At 67.5% G+C, this 15,915-nt stretch carries 11 protein-coding genes; 8 read left to right on the forward strand and 3 right to left on the reverse strand.

Features of this window, described 5'->3' with window-relative positions; translation table 11 throughout:
• Positions 1-32: 32 nt before the first annotated feature.
• Positions 33-1,097 (reverse strand): S1C family serine protease, encoded by a 1,065-nt coding sequence (locus BSF38_RS14585; protein ID WP_076350908.1) that lies wholly within the window; start codon positions 1,095-1,097, stop codon positions 33-35.
• A gap of 194 nt (positions 1,098-1,291) precedes the next feature.
• Between BSF38_RS14585 and BSF38_RS14590 the strand changes: the two genes are divergently transcribed.
• Both BSF38_RS14590 and BSF38_RS14595 read left to right on the forward strand, forming a co-directional pair.
• Positions 1,292-2,977: a glycoside hydrolase family 140 protein gene (locus BSF38_RS14590; protein WP_076346747.1), complete on the forward strand. Its 1,686-nt coding sequence runs from the start codon at positions 1,292-1,294 to the stop codon at positions 2,975-2,977.
• A gap of 158 nt (positions 2,978-3,135) precedes the next feature.
• Positions 3,136-4,395 (forward strand): glucuronyl esterase domain-containing protein, encoded by a 1,260-nt coding sequence (locus tag BSF38_RS14595; RefSeq protein WP_210405723.1) that lies wholly within the window; start codon positions 3,136-3,138, stop codon positions 4,393-4,395.
• A gap of 183 nt (positions 4,396-4,578) precedes the next feature.
• Here BSF38_RS14595 and BSF38_RS14600 read toward each other — a convergent pair whose 3' ends face one another.
• A complete protein-coding gene (locus BSF38_RS14600; protein ID WP_168189376.1) occupies positions 4,579-7,824 on the reverse strand; it encodes a PAS domain S-box protein in 3,246 nt (1,081 codons plus the stop codon).
• A 360-nt stretch (positions 7,825-8,184) separates the two neighbouring features.
• On the opposite strand from BSF38_RS14600, the gene BSF38_RS14605 reads away from it, so the two are divergent.
• From BSF38_RS14605 to rtcA, 6 genes are all read left to right on the forward strand, one after another.
• Positions 8,185-9,237, forward strand: coding sequence for a DUF1573 domain-containing protein (locus BSF38_RS14605; protein ID WP_076346753.1), 1,053 nt, complete (start codon positions 8,185-8,187; stop codon positions 9,235-9,237).
• Between the two features lie 39 nt (positions 9,238-9,276).
• Complete coding sequence (locus tag BSF38_RS14610) at positions 9,277-10,338, forward strand: DUF1559 domain-containing protein (protein WP_076346755.1); 1,062 nt, start codon at positions 9,277-9,279, stop codon at positions 10,336-10,338.
• A gap of 688 nt (positions 10,339-11,026) precedes the next feature.
• Positions 11,027-12,154 carry a hypothetical protein gene (locus tag BSF38_RS14615; protein WP_076346757.1) on the forward strand — a complete coding sequence of 376 codons (1,128 nt, stop codon included), beginning with the start codon at positions 11,027-11,029 and terminating at the stop codon, positions 12,152-12,154.
• Positions 12,155-12,200: 46 nt separating this feature from the next.
• Positions 12,201-12,587 carry a hypothetical protein gene (locus BSF38_RS14620; RefSeq protein WP_076346759.1) on the forward strand — a complete coding sequence of 129 codons (387 nt, stop codon included), beginning with the start codon at positions 12,201-12,203 and terminating at the stop codon, positions 12,585-12,587.
• A gap of 203 nt (positions 12,588-12,790) precedes the next feature.
• Positions 12,791-13,726, forward strand: a complete 936-nt coding sequence (locus BSF38_RS14625) for a hypothetical protein (RefSeq protein ID WP_145952129.1) — start codon at positions 12,791-12,793, stop codon at positions 13,724-13,726.
• A 233-nt stretch (positions 13,727-13,959) separates the two neighbouring features.
• Entirely contained in the window at positions 13,960-15,030 is a 1,071-nt protein-coding gene (rtcA, locus tag BSF38_RS14630) for an RNA 3'-terminal phosphate cyclase (protein WP_168189377.1), read from the forward strand.
• Between the two features lie 73 nt (positions 15,031-15,103).
• On the opposite strand, the gene BSF38_RS14635 is transcribed toward rtcA, so the two are convergent.
• Positions 15,104-15,529, reverse strand: coding sequence for a ribosome-binding factor A (locus BSF38_RS14635; RefSeq protein ID WP_083712949.1), 426 nt, complete (start codon positions 15,527-15,529; stop codon positions 15,104-15,106).
• Positions 15,530-15,915 lie beyond the last annotated feature (386 nt).

A 15,915-nucleotide genomic window follows, 5' to 3' on the forward strand; every position in this document is an offset into this window, starting at 1 on the left:
ACCCCGGACCGCTGGACGCTCCCGACGACGACTCATTCCTGGGCCGACGGTTTCGACTCCTCGGGGGTGATCGTGAAGGCGAGGATCTCGGGGCGTCGGAGGACGCGGAGCGGGATTTTCACGCCGACGCGGTCGTCGGTGAGCAGGCGGTGCAGGTCGTCGATGCCGCCGACGGCGTGGCCGTCGAGGCCGATGATGACGTCGCCTTCCTCCAATCCCGCTCGCTCGGCGGCGCCGCCGGGCTCGACGCTCATGATCAGCACGCCGCCGCGCTTCGACGCGCCGGCGCGGTCGCCGGGCGGCCTCGGCAAGGGCACTGTCTGGACGGCCACTCCGAGTCGTCCCCTACGCACCCGGCCGTCGCGGATCAGGCGGCCGGCGACGAACTTGGCCGTGTTGACCGCGATCGCGAAGCAGAGCCCCTGCGCCGGGAGGATCACGGCCGTGTTGACGCCGATCACAAGCCCGCGCGAGTCGACGAGCGGGCCCCCGGAGTTGCCGGGATTGAGCGCCGCGTCGGTTTGCAGGACGTCGTCGATCAATCGCCCCGACGCCGCGCGAAGCGATCGCCCCAGGGCGCTGACGACTCCCGCGGTCACCGTGCTCTGGAAGCCGTAAGGGTGGCCGATGGCGATCGCGACCTGGCCCACCCGCACCTTGCTCGAATCGCCCAGAGCGGCGGGGGGGATCGGCTCGCCGAGGACCCGGATGACGGCGAGGTCGGTCTCCGGGTCGTCGCCGATCAGGTCGGCCCGAAGCCGGTTGCCGTCGGCCAATGTGACGTCCAGGCGATCGGCCTCGTGGACGACGTGGCTGTTCGTGAGGATGTACCCGCTCGACGTGAACACGAACCCCGAGCCGGTCCCGCCACGAGGCCGCTCGCCCCGGCGACCGCCGCCGTACTTCGCCTCGATATGCACGACCGAACGCCCCACCCTGTCGACGGCGCCCGTCACGGCGTTGGAGTAGGCGTCGAGCAGATGGTCGTCGTCGGTCGCGGTCGGCCGCGCGGCCTCGACCGACGTGGCAACGCCATCCGTCGGATCGCTCACGGGTTCGATAAAAGGTTCGTTCCAATCCAACGTCGCCAAGCTCATCGTCTCCGCCTCCACTCTCGAAGGGACCGAAGATCAGTCGTTCAACTCTACCGACCGAATCAAGACCTCTACCCGTGACGCGGCGAGACGCAAGACTCTTCCTCCGTCCCAGCACGGCTTTATAATGGCCGTCGCCTTCCGTGCGAGCCTTCGTCCGACCTCTCCCGACCTTGACATGAAGTGAAAGGGCCTCGATGACTCACACCCTGTTCCGCCGCGCCCGATGCGTGGGTGCGGCGCTGGTCGTTCTGAGCTGGATCGGGATCAGCGCGAGGGCGGCCGAGCCCCAGCGCGTCGAAGCCGGGAAGGTGGCGGAAGTCGCGCTGACGTCGGCGAAGGAACGGCCGGACCCGTTCAACACGGTGACGCTCGACGTCGACTTCACCGCGCCCGACGGGTCGACGCTCCGCGTGCCGGCGTTCTGGAGCGGCGGCAAGGCCTGGAAGGTCCGCTATTCGAGCCGCCAGCAGGGGACGCATCGTTACAAGTCGATTTGCAGCGATCCCGACGACGCCGGGTTGCATGGGATCGAGGGGGTCGTCGAGACGACGCCGTACACGGGCTCGAACCCGCTCTTGATCCACGGGCCGATCCGCGTGGCCGACGACCATCGGCACTTCGCCCACGCCGACGGGACGCCCTTCTTCTGGCTCGGCGATACATGGTGGATGGGCCTTACCAAGCGGCTGGGCTGGCCGGACGACTTCCAGACGCTCGCGGCCGACCGCCGTGAGAAAGGGTTCAACGTCGTCCAGATCGTCGCGGGCCTCTATCCCGACATGCCGGCCTTCGACCCGCGCGGCGAGAACGAGGCGGGCTTCCCCTGGGAGAAGGATTATTCGCGGATTCGTCCCGAGTACTTCGACGCGGCCGACCGTCGCATCGCCTACCTCGCCGATCAGGGCTTCGTGCCGTGCATCGTCGGCGCGTGGGGCTATCATCTTCCGTATCTCGGCGAGGCGAAGATGAAGCAGCACTGGCGCAACCTCGTCGCCCGGTGGGGGGCGCAGCCGGTGGTCTGGTGCGCGGCGGGCGAGACCACGATGCCGTTCTACCTGTCGAAGTCCAAGGAGGCCGACGCCGACCGCCAGAAGCGCGAATGGACCGAGGTCATGGCCTACATCCGGGAAATCGACCCGTTCCACCGCCTCCTGACCTGCCACCCGTCGCGGACCGCGCGGACCTCTGTAACGGACCCGAAGGTCCTCGACTTCGACATGCACCAGAGCGGCCACGGCACGCCGGCGCAAGGGCAGGCCGACCAGGCGTTCGAGGGCTGGCGGACCGAGCCGACGATGCCGGTGATCAGCGGCGAATCGCGGTATGAGGCGCTCGAGATCCGCCCCACGCTCACCGCGGCCGACGCCCGCCAGGCGTTCTGGGCGCACGCGGTCGCCAGCGGCCTGGCGGGCCACACCTACGGCGTCAACGGCGTCTGGCAGGTCAACGGCCGCGAAACGCCCTACGGCGCGTCACCGGGCGGCAACAACTGGGGCACGACCCCTTGGGACGTCGCCATGAAGCTCCCCGGCTCGGGTCAGATCGCCGCCGCCCGCCGCCTGATCGAATCGATCCCCGGCTGGAACCACTTCGAGCCGCGCCCGGACCTCGTCGCCTGGACCGCCGCGCCCCCGGCGAAAACCCCCGCCCCCCTCTGCGTCGCGAACTCCGAAGGCTCCCGCCTCGTCTACCTCGCCGCCCCCCGCGACGTAGCCCTTCGCGGCCTCCCCGCCGGAGCCTCGCTGCAAGTCTTCTGGTTCGACCCCGTCGAAGGCAAGAAAGCTCCCGCGTTCGACCTCAAGGCCGACGCCCAGGGCCAGGCCGTCGCCTCCCCGCCGAACGCCGAGCACGATTGGGTGTTGGTGTTCAGCGGGAAGTAAGCCGATCCGACTCGCTCGCCCTGGCGACGGGTTGCACGTCGGCCCGGGGCGAGCGATCATCGTCGACGGGGTCCTGGTTCGGTTTCGGTTTCGCCCCGGGGAGTGGTCTGATGATCGCAGCGCGCTTATGTGTTCCGATGGTGGTTGGAGTCCTCGTCATGTCGTCGTCCCATGAAGCCGAGGCGCAGAACGCCAAGGTCAACACCAACGAGAGCGACGTCAAGCCGTACAGCCTGCCCGACGCGCTCGTGACCGAGAAGGGGCGGAGCGTCACGTCGGCCGAGTTGTGGACGACCGTGCGGCGCCCCGAGTTGCTCAAGTTGTTCGCCAGCCAGGTCTACGGCAAGACGCCGACGAAGTCGATCCTGCCGACCTACGAGGTCATATCGGAGGACCGCGAGGCGCTCGGAGGGAAGGCGGTGCGCCGGGAGGTCTCGATCCGGTTCACCGACAAGGCCGACGGCCCGCACCTGGACCTGTTGATCTATCTGCCCAAGAGCGCGGAGAGGGACAAGCCGGCCCCGGCGTTCTTGGGCCTGAATTTCGAGGGGAACCAGGCGGTCACGCACGACCCGGGCGTCCGTCTCTCGACGGCCTGGATGCGGGCCGAACACGGAACGGGAGTCGTGGACCACCGGGTGACCGAGGCTTCGCGCGGGTCGGTCGCCACGCGCTGGATGGTCGAGCGCGTCGTGGAGCGCGGCTACGCCCTTGCGACCGTCTGCTACGGAGATCTCGACCCCGATTTCGACGACGGTTTTCAGAACGGCGTCCATCCGCTCTTCTACCGACCCGGCCAGACCAAGCCCGACCCCGACGAGTGGGGCGCCATCGGCGCGTGGGCCTGGGGCCTGAGCCGGGCGCTCGACTACCTGGAGACGACGCCCGAAGTCGACGCCAAGAAGGTCGCCGTGCTGGGCCATTCGCGGCTCGGCAAGGCGGCGCTCTGGGCCGGCGCCCAGGACCAGCGGTTCGCCCTGGTGATCTCGAACAACTCCGGCGCGGGAGGCGCGGCCCTCTCGAAGCGGATCTTCGGCGAGGACGTGGCCCACCTCAACGGCAGCTTCCCGCACTGGTTCTGCACGAACTTCCACCAGTACAGCGGCCACGAGGAGAAACTCCCCGTCGACCAGCACGAGCTGATCGCGCTCATCGCCCCGCGCCCGGTCCTCGTCAGCAGCGCCGAGGAAGACAAATGGGCCGACCCCAAGGGCGAATTCCTCGCCGCCAAGGCCGCCGAGCCCGTCTACCGCCTGCTCGGCAAGGACGGCCTCGCCCTCGACGCATGGCCCAAGCCGGCCGAGAACTCGCTCGTCAAGAGCACCATCGGCTACCGCTACCGCCCCGGCCCCCACGACGTGCTCCCGTCCGACTGGGAAGCGTACCTCAATTTCGCCGACGCGCATCTGGGGAAGTGAGTGACTCTCCCAGTGGGTTGACGCCCCGACACTTGTGCCGAGCCCGCGAGGCCGGGCGTCCCCACGGCGTCATGATGGTTCGAATGGCCGACCGGAAATGCACTCGCTGGCGCTTCGGGCTTGTATTCGGCCCCTCTGGCCGACCGCGAGCCTCTTCTCATGAGGCCGGGTGTCCCCTGGAGTTCAGTCCAGCGGCCCGGCGACGGCTTCGGCCTCTTTCTCGCTCCATTCGAGCGAGGCGATGAAGGCGAGAATGGCGTCGGGGTCGACGGGTTTGACGAAATGTTCGTCGAAGCCGGCATCGCGTGAGCGATGGCGGGCTTCGTCTTCGGCATAGCCGGTGACGGCGACGAGCGGCAGGTCGGCCAGCTCGGGGCGGGCGCGGAGCTTCTGGGCGACCTCGTAGCCGTCCATGTCGGGCAGGCCGATGTCCATGAACACGACGTCGAAGCAGTCGGCGCAGATCGTCCGCAAGGCCGACGGACCGTCGTGGACGACCTGGACGTCGTGCCCCTCGAACGTGAGGATCATGGCCAGGCTCTCGGCCGACGTCACGTTGTCGTCGACCACCAGGATCCGCCGCCCGCGCGCGGGGCTCGCCAGGTCGGCCGACGGCGGCGCGACGGCGGGCTCGGGCTCGGCGAGGGCAGGGGCGCAGCGGGCGAGGCGGACGGTGAACTCACTGCCAAAGCCGAGGCCTTCGCTCTGGGCGTCGACCGTGCCGCCGTGCATCTCGACGAGGGTGCGGACCAGGGTCAGGCCGAGGCCGAGGCCCCCTTGCGAGCGGTCGAGGGTGCGGTCGGCCTGAGTGAACAGCTCGAAGACGCTCGATAGCATCGACGGCTGGATTCCGATGCCGTCGTCTCGGACGCGGAAGACGACCTGATCGCCCTCGACGGCCGCCGAGATCTCGATGCGGCCCCCTTCCTCGGTGTACTTGGCGGCGTTGTGCAGCAGGTTGGAGAGGACTTGCGCCATGCGCATCGGATCGGCCATGACGAAGGCCGGCTCGTCGGCGACCGCGATCGAGAGCCGGTGACGGTGAGCCTCGATGATCGGCCGGCTGGTCTCCACCGCGTGGTCGATGATGACGCCGGCGTCGACCGCCTCAAGCTGAAGCCGGATCTTACCGCGCTTGACGCGGGCGATCTCCAGCAGGTCGTCGACGAGGTGCGCGAGCTGGTTGACCTGGTGGTCGATCACGTCGCGCGACCAGGTGAGGGCGGGGTCGTTCGACCCGCGCTGCTTCATGATCTTGACGGCGTTGCGGATCGGCGCGAGCGGGTTGCGCAGCTCGTGGCCGAGCATCGCCAGGAACTGGTTCTTGCGGTGGTCGGCCTCGGCGAGATCACTGGCGTGCTGCCGCAGCTCGTCGTCGAGCCGCTTCCGCTCGGTGAGGTCGAGGCAGAACGCCACGACCGGCGCACCGGCGTCGAGCCGCCCCTCTTCGAGCAGGGCGAGGCCCAGGAGGATCGGCAGGATGCGGCCGTCCTTGCGGCGGATCTCCAGCTCGAATGGCGCGCAGATCCCGTGCTTGCCGAGCTGGACGCGGCAACGGTGGATCTGGCGGATCGATGAAGGCGAGATCACGTGCTCCCAGAGCAGGACGCCCCGGGCGAGTTCGGCGCGGGAGTAGCCGGCCATTTCGAGGAACGCGTCGTTGGCGTCGTGAAGCTTGCCGCTGAGGTCGCCGAAGATCACGCCGAAGATGTTGGCTTCGACCAGACGGCGGAGCCGGGCCTCGCTCTCGCGGACCTGCCGCTCCGCCCGCTGCAACGCGCTGACGTCGGCGGCGATGCCGAGGAAGCCGTTGATCCGACCCTCCGGATCACGGACGGCGGTCACGGCCAGGAGGACCGAAAGCCGGGTGCCGTCCTTGCGGACGTAGGTCCATTCGCGGGAGTCGTAGCTGTCGCGGCGGGCGCGGGCGACGACGGCCTCGAAGCCCTGGATCGACGTGCCCAGCTCGGCCGAGAGCTTGGCGGCGTAGTCGGCGACCTCGGCGGGGTCGTGCCAGGCCTCGGGCGTGGTCTTGCCGATCACCTCGTCGGCCGAGTAGCCGAGCATCCGCTGGGCGCCTGTGTTGAAGACGGTGATCACGCCGCGCGGGTCGGTGGCGATGATCGACGACTGGGTCGAGGCGTCGAGCACGGCGTTGAGCTGGGCGTTGACGTCGATCAGCTCGCGGACGGCCTTCTTCCGCTCGGCGAAGAGGCCGATCTGGCGTCCCAGCGTCGTCATCGCCTGCAATAGCGGCTCGTCGCGCGGCAGGGTCTCGCGGCTCAGGAACATCATCACGCCGACGGCCGGACACTCCTCGCCGACGGCCACCGGAATGCACACGGCGCTTCGCAGCCCGCAGCGAGCCGCGAGCCCCACGCGGCCGATCGTGCCGAATTCGGCCAGCGCAAGGTCGGGCTCCCAGACAGGCTTCCCGGTCGCCCACACCCGCTTGAGCGCCCGGCCGGACCGCAGGTTCGCCCGCCCACGCTCGGTCTCGTCGGTCCAGATCGAGCCGACGCGGCTGGACGTCCAGGGCTTGCCCGCCAGCCAGAGCGCCCCCTCGGCGTGGTCCCAGAGCCAGAACTCGGCCACGTCGAAATCGAGGGTCAGCCCGACGGTCGCCAGCAGATGGGGGATCGCTTCTTCCAGTCGCGAGCAGCCGGCCAGAATCTGCATCGCCGCGTGCTGCACCTCCATCCGCCGCTCGGCCCGTTTCCGCTCGGTGACGTCGCTCTGCACCGAGAGGAAATTGACGATCTCGCCGTCCTCGCCGAAGATCGGCTGTATCTCGATCGCCACCCAGTATTTCCGGCCCGACTTGGCGTAGTTGAGGATCTCGGTCTGGACCCCCTCGCCGGCCCGGAGCCGCTGGCGAATGAAGGCCAGGGTGCTGGGGTTGGTCTCCGGCCCCTGGAGGAACGAGCCGGCGACGCGGCGGTGGACCTCGTCGGGCTGGTAGCCGGTGATCCGCGTGAACCCCTCGTTCACCCACTCGATCCGCCATCGGGCGTCGGTGACGATCATCGCGTTGTCTGTACGGCTGGCGAACAGTTTCAGCCGCCTCGAATCGCGCTCGCTGCGGCGCAAGGCCTCCTCAAGATCGCGGAAGGCCGACGGCCGGTGCTCGCCGGCTTCGGTCGCTCTCGACCGCCGGGCGAAGAGGACGAGGCTGGCGACGATCGCCCACGAATCGGCCCCCAGGGCCAGGCCCAGCGCGACCCGGGTCGGATGCTCGGCCGGGAGCCCCGCGCCGGTGGCGAAGAACGACGCGGCGACCAGCGCCAGCAAGACCGCCAGCGCCCCGACGATCGGCCGGGGATACGCCTCGCGCCGTCTGCTCGACCGCGCCGCCTCGAAGCCAAGCACCGCCGCGGCCGCCGCGCAGGCCAGGCCAATGGAGACGTCCGACAACAGGAGAGACGTCAAGATGGGGACCTTCCGTGTCATCTCTGAGAAAAACTCGAAGACGCCCGCCAAGGTTTGCGACGTCGGGGTTCCCAACACCGACGTCGCCGACATGCCAGGTATACCGATTGCTCGCCCCAATCTCAAGCGCCGGATTGGGAGTGACAGCCGGACGGCAAGGCCCTGTCTCGCCCGCAAATCCCCCGCGCTCACCCGTTCTCGAAACGTGCCAAATCCTGATCGATACTTAATGTGTTTTTGTGTTTGACAATATCCGGCCTCTATGATCGAATCGCCTCGTCGACAAGGACACTTGTCCGTTAGATGCCGCCAGGGTCGTCTCGATCACGAAAAACGCTTCGGGTTACGGGGGTTCGTCGCATGATCGCCTTCCCCGGCCGACGCACCATCCAATTTGGCGCGATCGTACTGTTCGCGGCCTCGGGCTGCCGCGAGGAAAGCTCGGCCGCGAGGCGGCCGACTCCGAACGCGGGGTCGAAGCCCGCGCTGATCGCCGAGGCGGACCGCAGCCATGACTTCGGCGTGGTGGCCAGCCGGCCGGGGCGAAGGTCTCCCCATTCGTATCGACTCGTGAACACGACGGCGAACGTCGTCAATCTGCTAAACGTGATCAACTACAAGACGTGCTGCGGCAGCGTGCACGCCGAGAAGTTGAGGCTCGCTCCCGGCGAATCCGCCGACGTCGAAGTCACGCTTCATCTGGACGACAAGTTCGGCGACGTCGTCAACGAGACGGAGGTCGTGACCGACCTGCCGTCGAATGAGAGCATCATGCTGCGGACCTCCGCGACCGCCGTCCCGTCCCTGCGCGTCGAATCCGTGACGCTCCCGGACGGGCCCGTCCTCCCCGTGGCGAAGCAAGCCCCACGGGCCGCCTTCCGGGTCTTCGCCGCCGGTGATGCGAGCGAACCTCCGATCGACCTGGATCTCGTCGAGCTGCATTCGACGATCCGCGTCGAATGGGACGGCCCGAAGCAGGAGAGCCCCTCGGAAGACGGCGTCGAGGTCCAATCCCGCCTCTTCCATGCGGCCCTCGACACGGCCGGCAAACCGGGAGATCGACGCGCCGAGGTTCTGATGCGGAAGGGGTCGAACGTCCTCCTTCGGCAAGTCGTCGACTGGAAAGTCGTTCCTCCCATCACGGTCGCGCCGGAGATGATCATCCTGAAATCCGGCGCCCACGACTATCGCGTGGTGCTGAAGTCGCAGGATCAGCAGGCGTTCCGGGTGACGCGGGTCGACTGCGAGACGCTCGGCGTCCGTGGCCTGGCGTCGGGGGACGAATCCGCGCTCACGCAGGTCCTCGAAGTGAAGGGCGACCCGAAGCCGGGGGCGAAACGAGGCGTCGTGTCGATCTTCACCGACCATCCCACGATGAGCAAGATCGAGATCCCGTTCGTGGCGCTCGACTGACGAGGGATTCGATAGGGAACCAATCGGAGGCGTACAAAGATGTTTCACGCGACTCGACGACGCCCTGTTCCTTCCGCGCGGCCCGGCTTCACCTTGATCGAGGTCCTCGTCGTCGTCTCCATCATCGGCCTTCTCATCGCCCTGCTCCTGCCCGCCGTCCAGACGGCCCGCGAGGCGGCGCGGCGGGCGCAGTGCGTCAACAACCTGAAACAAATCGGCCTGGCCCTGCACAACTACGAGACCGCCCACGGATCGTTCCCGCTCAACTGGGGCTCAGGCCGGATAGACCCGGAGAGGGGATACCCTTGGGGCATCGGCGGTCGGCCGTTCTCCGCGCTGGCGCGGATGCTGCCGTACATCGAGCAGCAGCCCCTCTACGCCGCGATCAACTTCGACGTCGAGACCTTCCCCGACAAGGAGGCCCATCACTTCCCCTCCCCGCAGAATCTGACGGCGTTCTCGACGCCGGTCGCCGGCTACCTCTGCCCGTCCGACGCGGGCCCGATGCCGACGCCTTACGGCACGAGCTATCGGGGCAACTACGGCCTCGGCCCGGTGCCCTTCACGACCGCCGAGACCTTCGACAGCGGCGTCGGCTTCTACTCCGGTGTCGGCTCCGTACTCAGCCCGCGCGACTTCGTCGACGGCCTGTCGCACACCGCCGCGTACGGCGAGCGCCTGCGGGGCACGGGCGAGGGGGGCGGCCTGTCGCCCGCCCGCGACTTCGGCAACCTCCTCGTCATGGACTTCTGCGACATCCGGAGCGCCGATTACGCCCTTAAGTGCAGCCAACTGGCCTCGGCGCAGCCGAAGTTCCCGCTCTCGCGACTGGCGGGGATCTACTGGTTCATCGGCGACTTCCAGTGCGGCGCGTACAACCACGCCCAGGAGCCGAACGGGCGGATCCCCGACGCCGTCACCCCCGACGTCGCCTCTCTCGCCGGGGGCGTCGTCTCGGGGATCGTGACCGCCCGGAGCCTCCACCCGGGGGGCGTGAACAGCCTGATGGGGGACGGCTCGGTCCGATTCACCAAGGATTCCATCGCTCGGCAGGTCTGGCGCGGGCTCGGCACACGGAACGGCGGCGAGCTCGTCGAGTGACGTTGCCACACGCGAGGCAAGCATTCCAAGACATCCCGGCGACGTGCCGGGATTCACCAGGTGTCGGCACGAAAAGGAGAACGAATTGATGTTTTCCCGATCCACATCCCTTCGCTTAGGATCACTGGTTTTCGCGGTTTTCTGCGTTGTTTCTGTTGCTGCCGCTTTCGACGCAGGCGGCCGCGTCGGACTGAACGCATCAACGCTTGCGCGCTCGCGGGGAAGCAGTCCGCATTTAATCCTTGAACAAGACTCATGTAGCCAGGCCGCACTAACTTGCGTCGCGCCCGGAGCCCAATGCACCACCTGCTCTCAAGCGAAATACACGGGTAATTACAGCGGCACCACAACCGCGCCCGGAAGCGGCTATTCCAAAGGCGGTACGTCCGCTCCTGGTTGCGGTGCCAAGAGGAAAGGGCTCTGCACCGGTGCATTGGTCTGCGATACAGTAGTAGATCAGGGGAACTGTACGCTTCCGTTTATTATGAGCCCCCAGGCTCCCTAGTGGAGAGCCCTGGTCCGGGTGACTCAAGAGGGGAGGATCCATGAACATAGCGAGCGACGACTCTCCAGGTTCCTTGGATCCTCCCGCGGCTTGGAGACGACCTCCTCATAAGTTATATAGGCTTCTTTCTCTTCGAAGGCACAATCGACGATCGCGATCATACCACCCACGGGAGCAGCTACAGTGTCTTCCTTCCTGATTCCAATCCTCGCCGCCCTTGTCTCCGCGCCCCCGGACGACGGCATCCACGACATCCGCTCGCTCGTCGCCGCGATCGAGGCCCTCCAGCGCCCTATCGAGGACTTCCGCTGCGAGTTCGAGGGCGCCGTCGTTTACAAGGGGGCCCTCGCCGAGGAATGGAAGGCCAACCTCGATGCGAACGGCGTTTTCGAGACGTTCGGAGGCGTCTTCGTCTGGAAGCGGGAGGGGGAGATGTTCGCCGACATCCTCCACAACGTCGGCGGGGACGCCAACGCCGCGAGCGAGAAGATCATGATCCGTCCCCAGGAGCGGGTGTTCGAGCATCACAACCACCCCGGCGGCCGGTCGATCGGCAACGTGGACATCCGCAATCTCGATGGAATCCGCATCTCGGGCTACAAGACCCCGGCGAGCTTTTTCCTTATCGACGACCTCAAAGGCATCCGGGACAAGGACGATCGCGCCACGACCGTCACGGACGAGGAGGTCGACGGCCGCCCGCTGAAGGTCCTCACCGTCTTCATGGTCTTCAAGGGCACGGACCTCCCCGATCGGCTCTTCGAGCGCTACTGGATCGACCTCCACAGGAACGGGCACGCCGTGCGACATGAGACGTATCTGGTCGACCCGCTTTCGAGCCGATCCGACATCACGCTGAAGTCCTTCAAGATCGGCAAGGAGGACGTCTGGATGCCCGTCGCCTCCGTCTCCAAGACCCACATCGAGGACGACGCCAAGGGGTTGTCGGTCTATACCAGGGAGCCGACCATCCTGCAGACCATGAGCATCATCGATCGGACAATGGAGTTCAACAAGCATCCGGGGCCCGACGTGTTCACGAGCAAATACAAACCGGGGACGCCGATCTCGGATCATCTCAAAAAACTTCAGTACAAATACGGCCAGGATAAGCTCAAGCCGCAACCGACGCGGTCCGAGGTCGAGGCGATGCTCGACAGCCAGCTCGCCAAGGCCGAGACGCAGAAGAACGAGCTCGGTGCGGCACCGTTCTCCGAGGGCGTCAACTGGTGGGCCTGGTCGGTCTCGGGCCTGGGCGCGGCGGTCGTCGCGTCGCTCGCCGCTTTATGGATGCAGCGACGCGCCGGTTGAGGTCGATAGGCTGTACTTGCACCGAACCAACAGGAATCCCACCGCGATGTCCTTCCGAATGAGTTTGACGGCCGTCGTCTTGCTCGCGGGAGGTGTCAACGTTCAGGCCGATCCCGACGAGGAACAAGCCAAGCTCGATTGCGGCGTCAATGCACTCTTCCTGCTGCATCGCCTGGAAGCCCGTCACGTCACGGTCCTCCGACCGGTTGGAACCAGAGGAACGATGGTCCAGGTGATCGACCCGCCGGCCCCGCCCTGGATCACGGATTACGACCGCCTGTTCATCAACAACGTCTGGACCGATCGCATCCTCATCCCGCGTCCTCCGTGGTATTCCCCCGCCGGCGCGACCGGCAGGATGGCGATGGCTGGCATGGCGTCGGTCGTCGCGGCGTCGCTGGCCACCCTGTGGATGCAAAGGCGAGCCGGCTGACACGGTGCCGCGGTTGCGGTTGACGAGGTTCGCCGATCGCCCTAAACTCTCGCCTCGGCGACGTCGGCGGCTGGGCCGCGCTGGCGCGGGTTTGCGTCGGGAGTTCGTCCTGGCATTGATGTTGGGTATTCACGCCGGCCGTTCGATCGGACTTGATCGGGTGGGTCGTCGGCGACGAAACGAAGCGGAAAGGATTCCGCCCCATGTGCTCGGGAAACCGGTTCTCGGCGATCGCCCCGCGTCTCACATTTCTCGGCCTGATCCTGGTCGCGGGCTGCAATCCGCACAAGGATCAGCTCCGGCCCGAGGGCCTGTTCGGGCGGATCGGCAACAAGGGCGGCGAGGTCATCGAGGCCAAGAGGTGCGTGCTTCGGGTGGTGATCCTCAACCGTCCGTTCCGCGATCCGGTCATCAACGAGGTCGTCTGGAAGGCCGCCGACGAGCAGGCGATCGCCCCGGAAGAACGGCTGGCGCTGCAAGCCAACGGCCTGCGGATCGGCCGGATCACCGGCGACCTGCCGTCCGAGCTGGAGGCGGTCATCCACGCCCCGCCCCCCAACAAGGTCGATCCCGCGATCTTCCAGATCGACGAGGAACAGCCGGCCAACATCATCGTCTGCGACACCGTCGACCAGGTCAGCCTGCTCCTGAACCGCGACCACCACGCCTTCGGCAAGGACTACAAGACCGCCAGCGGCTACTTCCGCGTGACGCCTCGACACCACGAGAGTAACTCGGTCGCGATGCGGATCACCCCCGAGATCCACCACGGGCCGATCCAGCAGACGTTCCAGCCGCTTCAGGCCACGCCGTACTCGCCCCAGGACTTCAAGATCGCCAACGGCCAGCAGGAGGAGACGCTCCGCGACCTGGCGGCCAACCTCGTCCTCGAAGCCGGCCAGGTCGCCGTGCTCGGCTGCATCCCCGAGCAAGAGCGGAGCCTGGGCTCGTTCCTGTTCACGCTGTCCGACCCGCACAACGACGAGCGCAGGCAGCGGCTGGTGCTCGTCTGGGCCCTGCGCAACCAGGTCGGCGTCGTCGACGAGAAGAAGTCGCCGCTCGCCTGGGCCTTCGACCGCAAGTCGGAAACCGCCGCCAAGGCCGCGATCACCCCCGCCAACGACGAAGTGAAAAAATAACGTCCGCGAGGATCGCGGCGTCCCCGTTGATTTCGGACCCAAGGAGCGCGACCATGGAAGGCGACCACACATCGGGGGAGCGGCGGGACGAACGTTGGCAGGGGATCGAACCCGCGCCGTCCCGCGCGTGTCGAAAGCGCTGGACGAGCCACGCCGCGCACGAGCGAATCTCCACGCCCGTGCGACCGGCCCCGACCTCGACGCGTCCTCGAATCTCGACGGAATCGCACGCCGTGTCTTCCTCGAAGCCATCCGCTGAAAAACTGATCGTCCTGGACGGCTCGCGCGGCGAAGGGGGAGGCCAGATCCTCCGCTCGGCCCTCACGCTGTCGCTCTTGACCGGGCGGCCGTTCCGGATCACCAAGATCCGGGCCAACCGCGACAAGCCCGGCCTCCGCCCCCAGCACCTCAAGGCCGTCGAGGCCGCCGCGCTGCTGGGGGGCGCCGACGTCGCCGGCGCCGAGGTCGGCTCGCGCGATCTCGTGTTCCGGCCGGGCCAGGTCGACCCGCGCGACCTGACGATCGACATCGGCACCGCCGGCTCGACCAGTTTGATCCTCCAGACCTTGCACCTGCCGATCGCTCTGAAGGCCGACACCGCCGTCCGGATCATCCTGACCGGCGGCACGTTCAACCCCAAGGCGCCCCCTTATCCGTTCCTCGACCAAACCTGGCGCGGGCACCTGGCGAACCTGGGGATGCCGATCGCGCTGGCCATGCCCGCCGCCGGCTTCTATCCCCGAGGGGGCGGACGCCTCGAAGCCTGGATCGAGCCGGCCCGGCCGCGCCCGTGGGTCCGCACCACGCGCGGCGACCTGCTGCGGATTCGAGGCGTCGCCGGCACGGCCAACCTCCGCGACGACGTCGCCCGGCGGCTCCGCGACCGCGCGCTCGAGCGCATTCGCGACCAAGGCTGGAACGTCGACGTCGAGATCGAGACGGCCTCGTGGACCAGCCCCGGCCAGGGCGCCGCGATCAGCCTCACCGCCGAGCACGCCGGCTCGACCGCCGCCACCTTCGTGGGGATCGGCGAGCGCGGCAAGCCCGCCGAGCTCGTCGCCGACGAGGCCGTCGCCGAGCTGTTCGCCTTCCTGAACGTCCCCGACGGAGCCGTCGATCCCCATTCCGCCGACCAGATTTTATTGCCCCTGGCCCTCGCCGAAGGCCGGTCGGTCTACACCGTCTCGGAAGTGACCGAACACCTCCGCACCAACGCCGCCACCATCCGCTCGTTCCTCGACCGCAGCATCGTCGTCGAGGAAGCCGCCGTCCCCGGCCAGCCCGGCCGCGTGATCGTGGAATAAGTGGGACGAGGGAAAAAGAAGGACGGGCGCCTCCTGGTCGCCCGCCCGCGGGGTCTTCGATTGGCTGCTTGTTTCAGGCCCCGGTTTCGCCGAGGGCCAGGTGATAGACCAGGGCCGGCGCCCGTTTACGGGTGATCGCCTGGGCGATCTCGCCGCGGAGGTGGCCCGAGGCGCGCGAGAGATGGGCTTCGACGCGATGCAGCGCGTCGGGGCCGTCGACGGGTTCGCCGTCGTCGGGGGCCAGGATCACGAGCAGCCGCGAGACGTCGGGCGACGGCTCGACGTCCACGACGTGCAGGCCGTGCAAGAGCGGGTCGCCGCACTCGGCGAGCACCTCGTCGAGCGTGACCGCCACTTGATGACAGAGCTGCATCGTCTTGCGATCAACCGTCGCGCCGGGGCCGCCGCCCCGCCGGTCGGCCCGGCCCCGCCGCGCGCCGAGGTCCGGCGCCTCGCGGCCATCGTCCGCGATCCGGCGCAGGGAGAAATGACGCCTCATAATCGGCCTCGTCATTCATTTATGTGAGAAAAATCGAATCCAGGAGAACTCAAGGCGCTCGACGAGCGCGAACCGCCGACGCGACGTTCGGCGGACGAACAGGGGCCTCGGCCCGATCTCGGGTGGACGCTGCTTCTGGATCAGGAAGGGTCGACTGAAGGCGCGACGACGCGGCTCAGCGACAACTCGAAGCGCGAAAGGAAACCGGGCTCGACGATCCAATGGGGTGGGATGTAAAGATCATCGTCGGCCTCCATCGATGCACGGAAAGGAGGAAAGGGACGTGCGCGATTCACGAGAACCATGATCGTGCAAGTCAATTCTAGCTCCGTTTCGAACTCCGATCAACTCCCAATCGGCCCGCATCATCATCGCCGTCGCCCAGG

The organism is Paludisphaera borealis, from assembly GCF_001956985.1.
GTDB lineage: Bacteria > Planctomycetota > Planctomycetia > Isosphaerales > Isosphaeraceae > Paludisphaera > Paludisphaera borealis.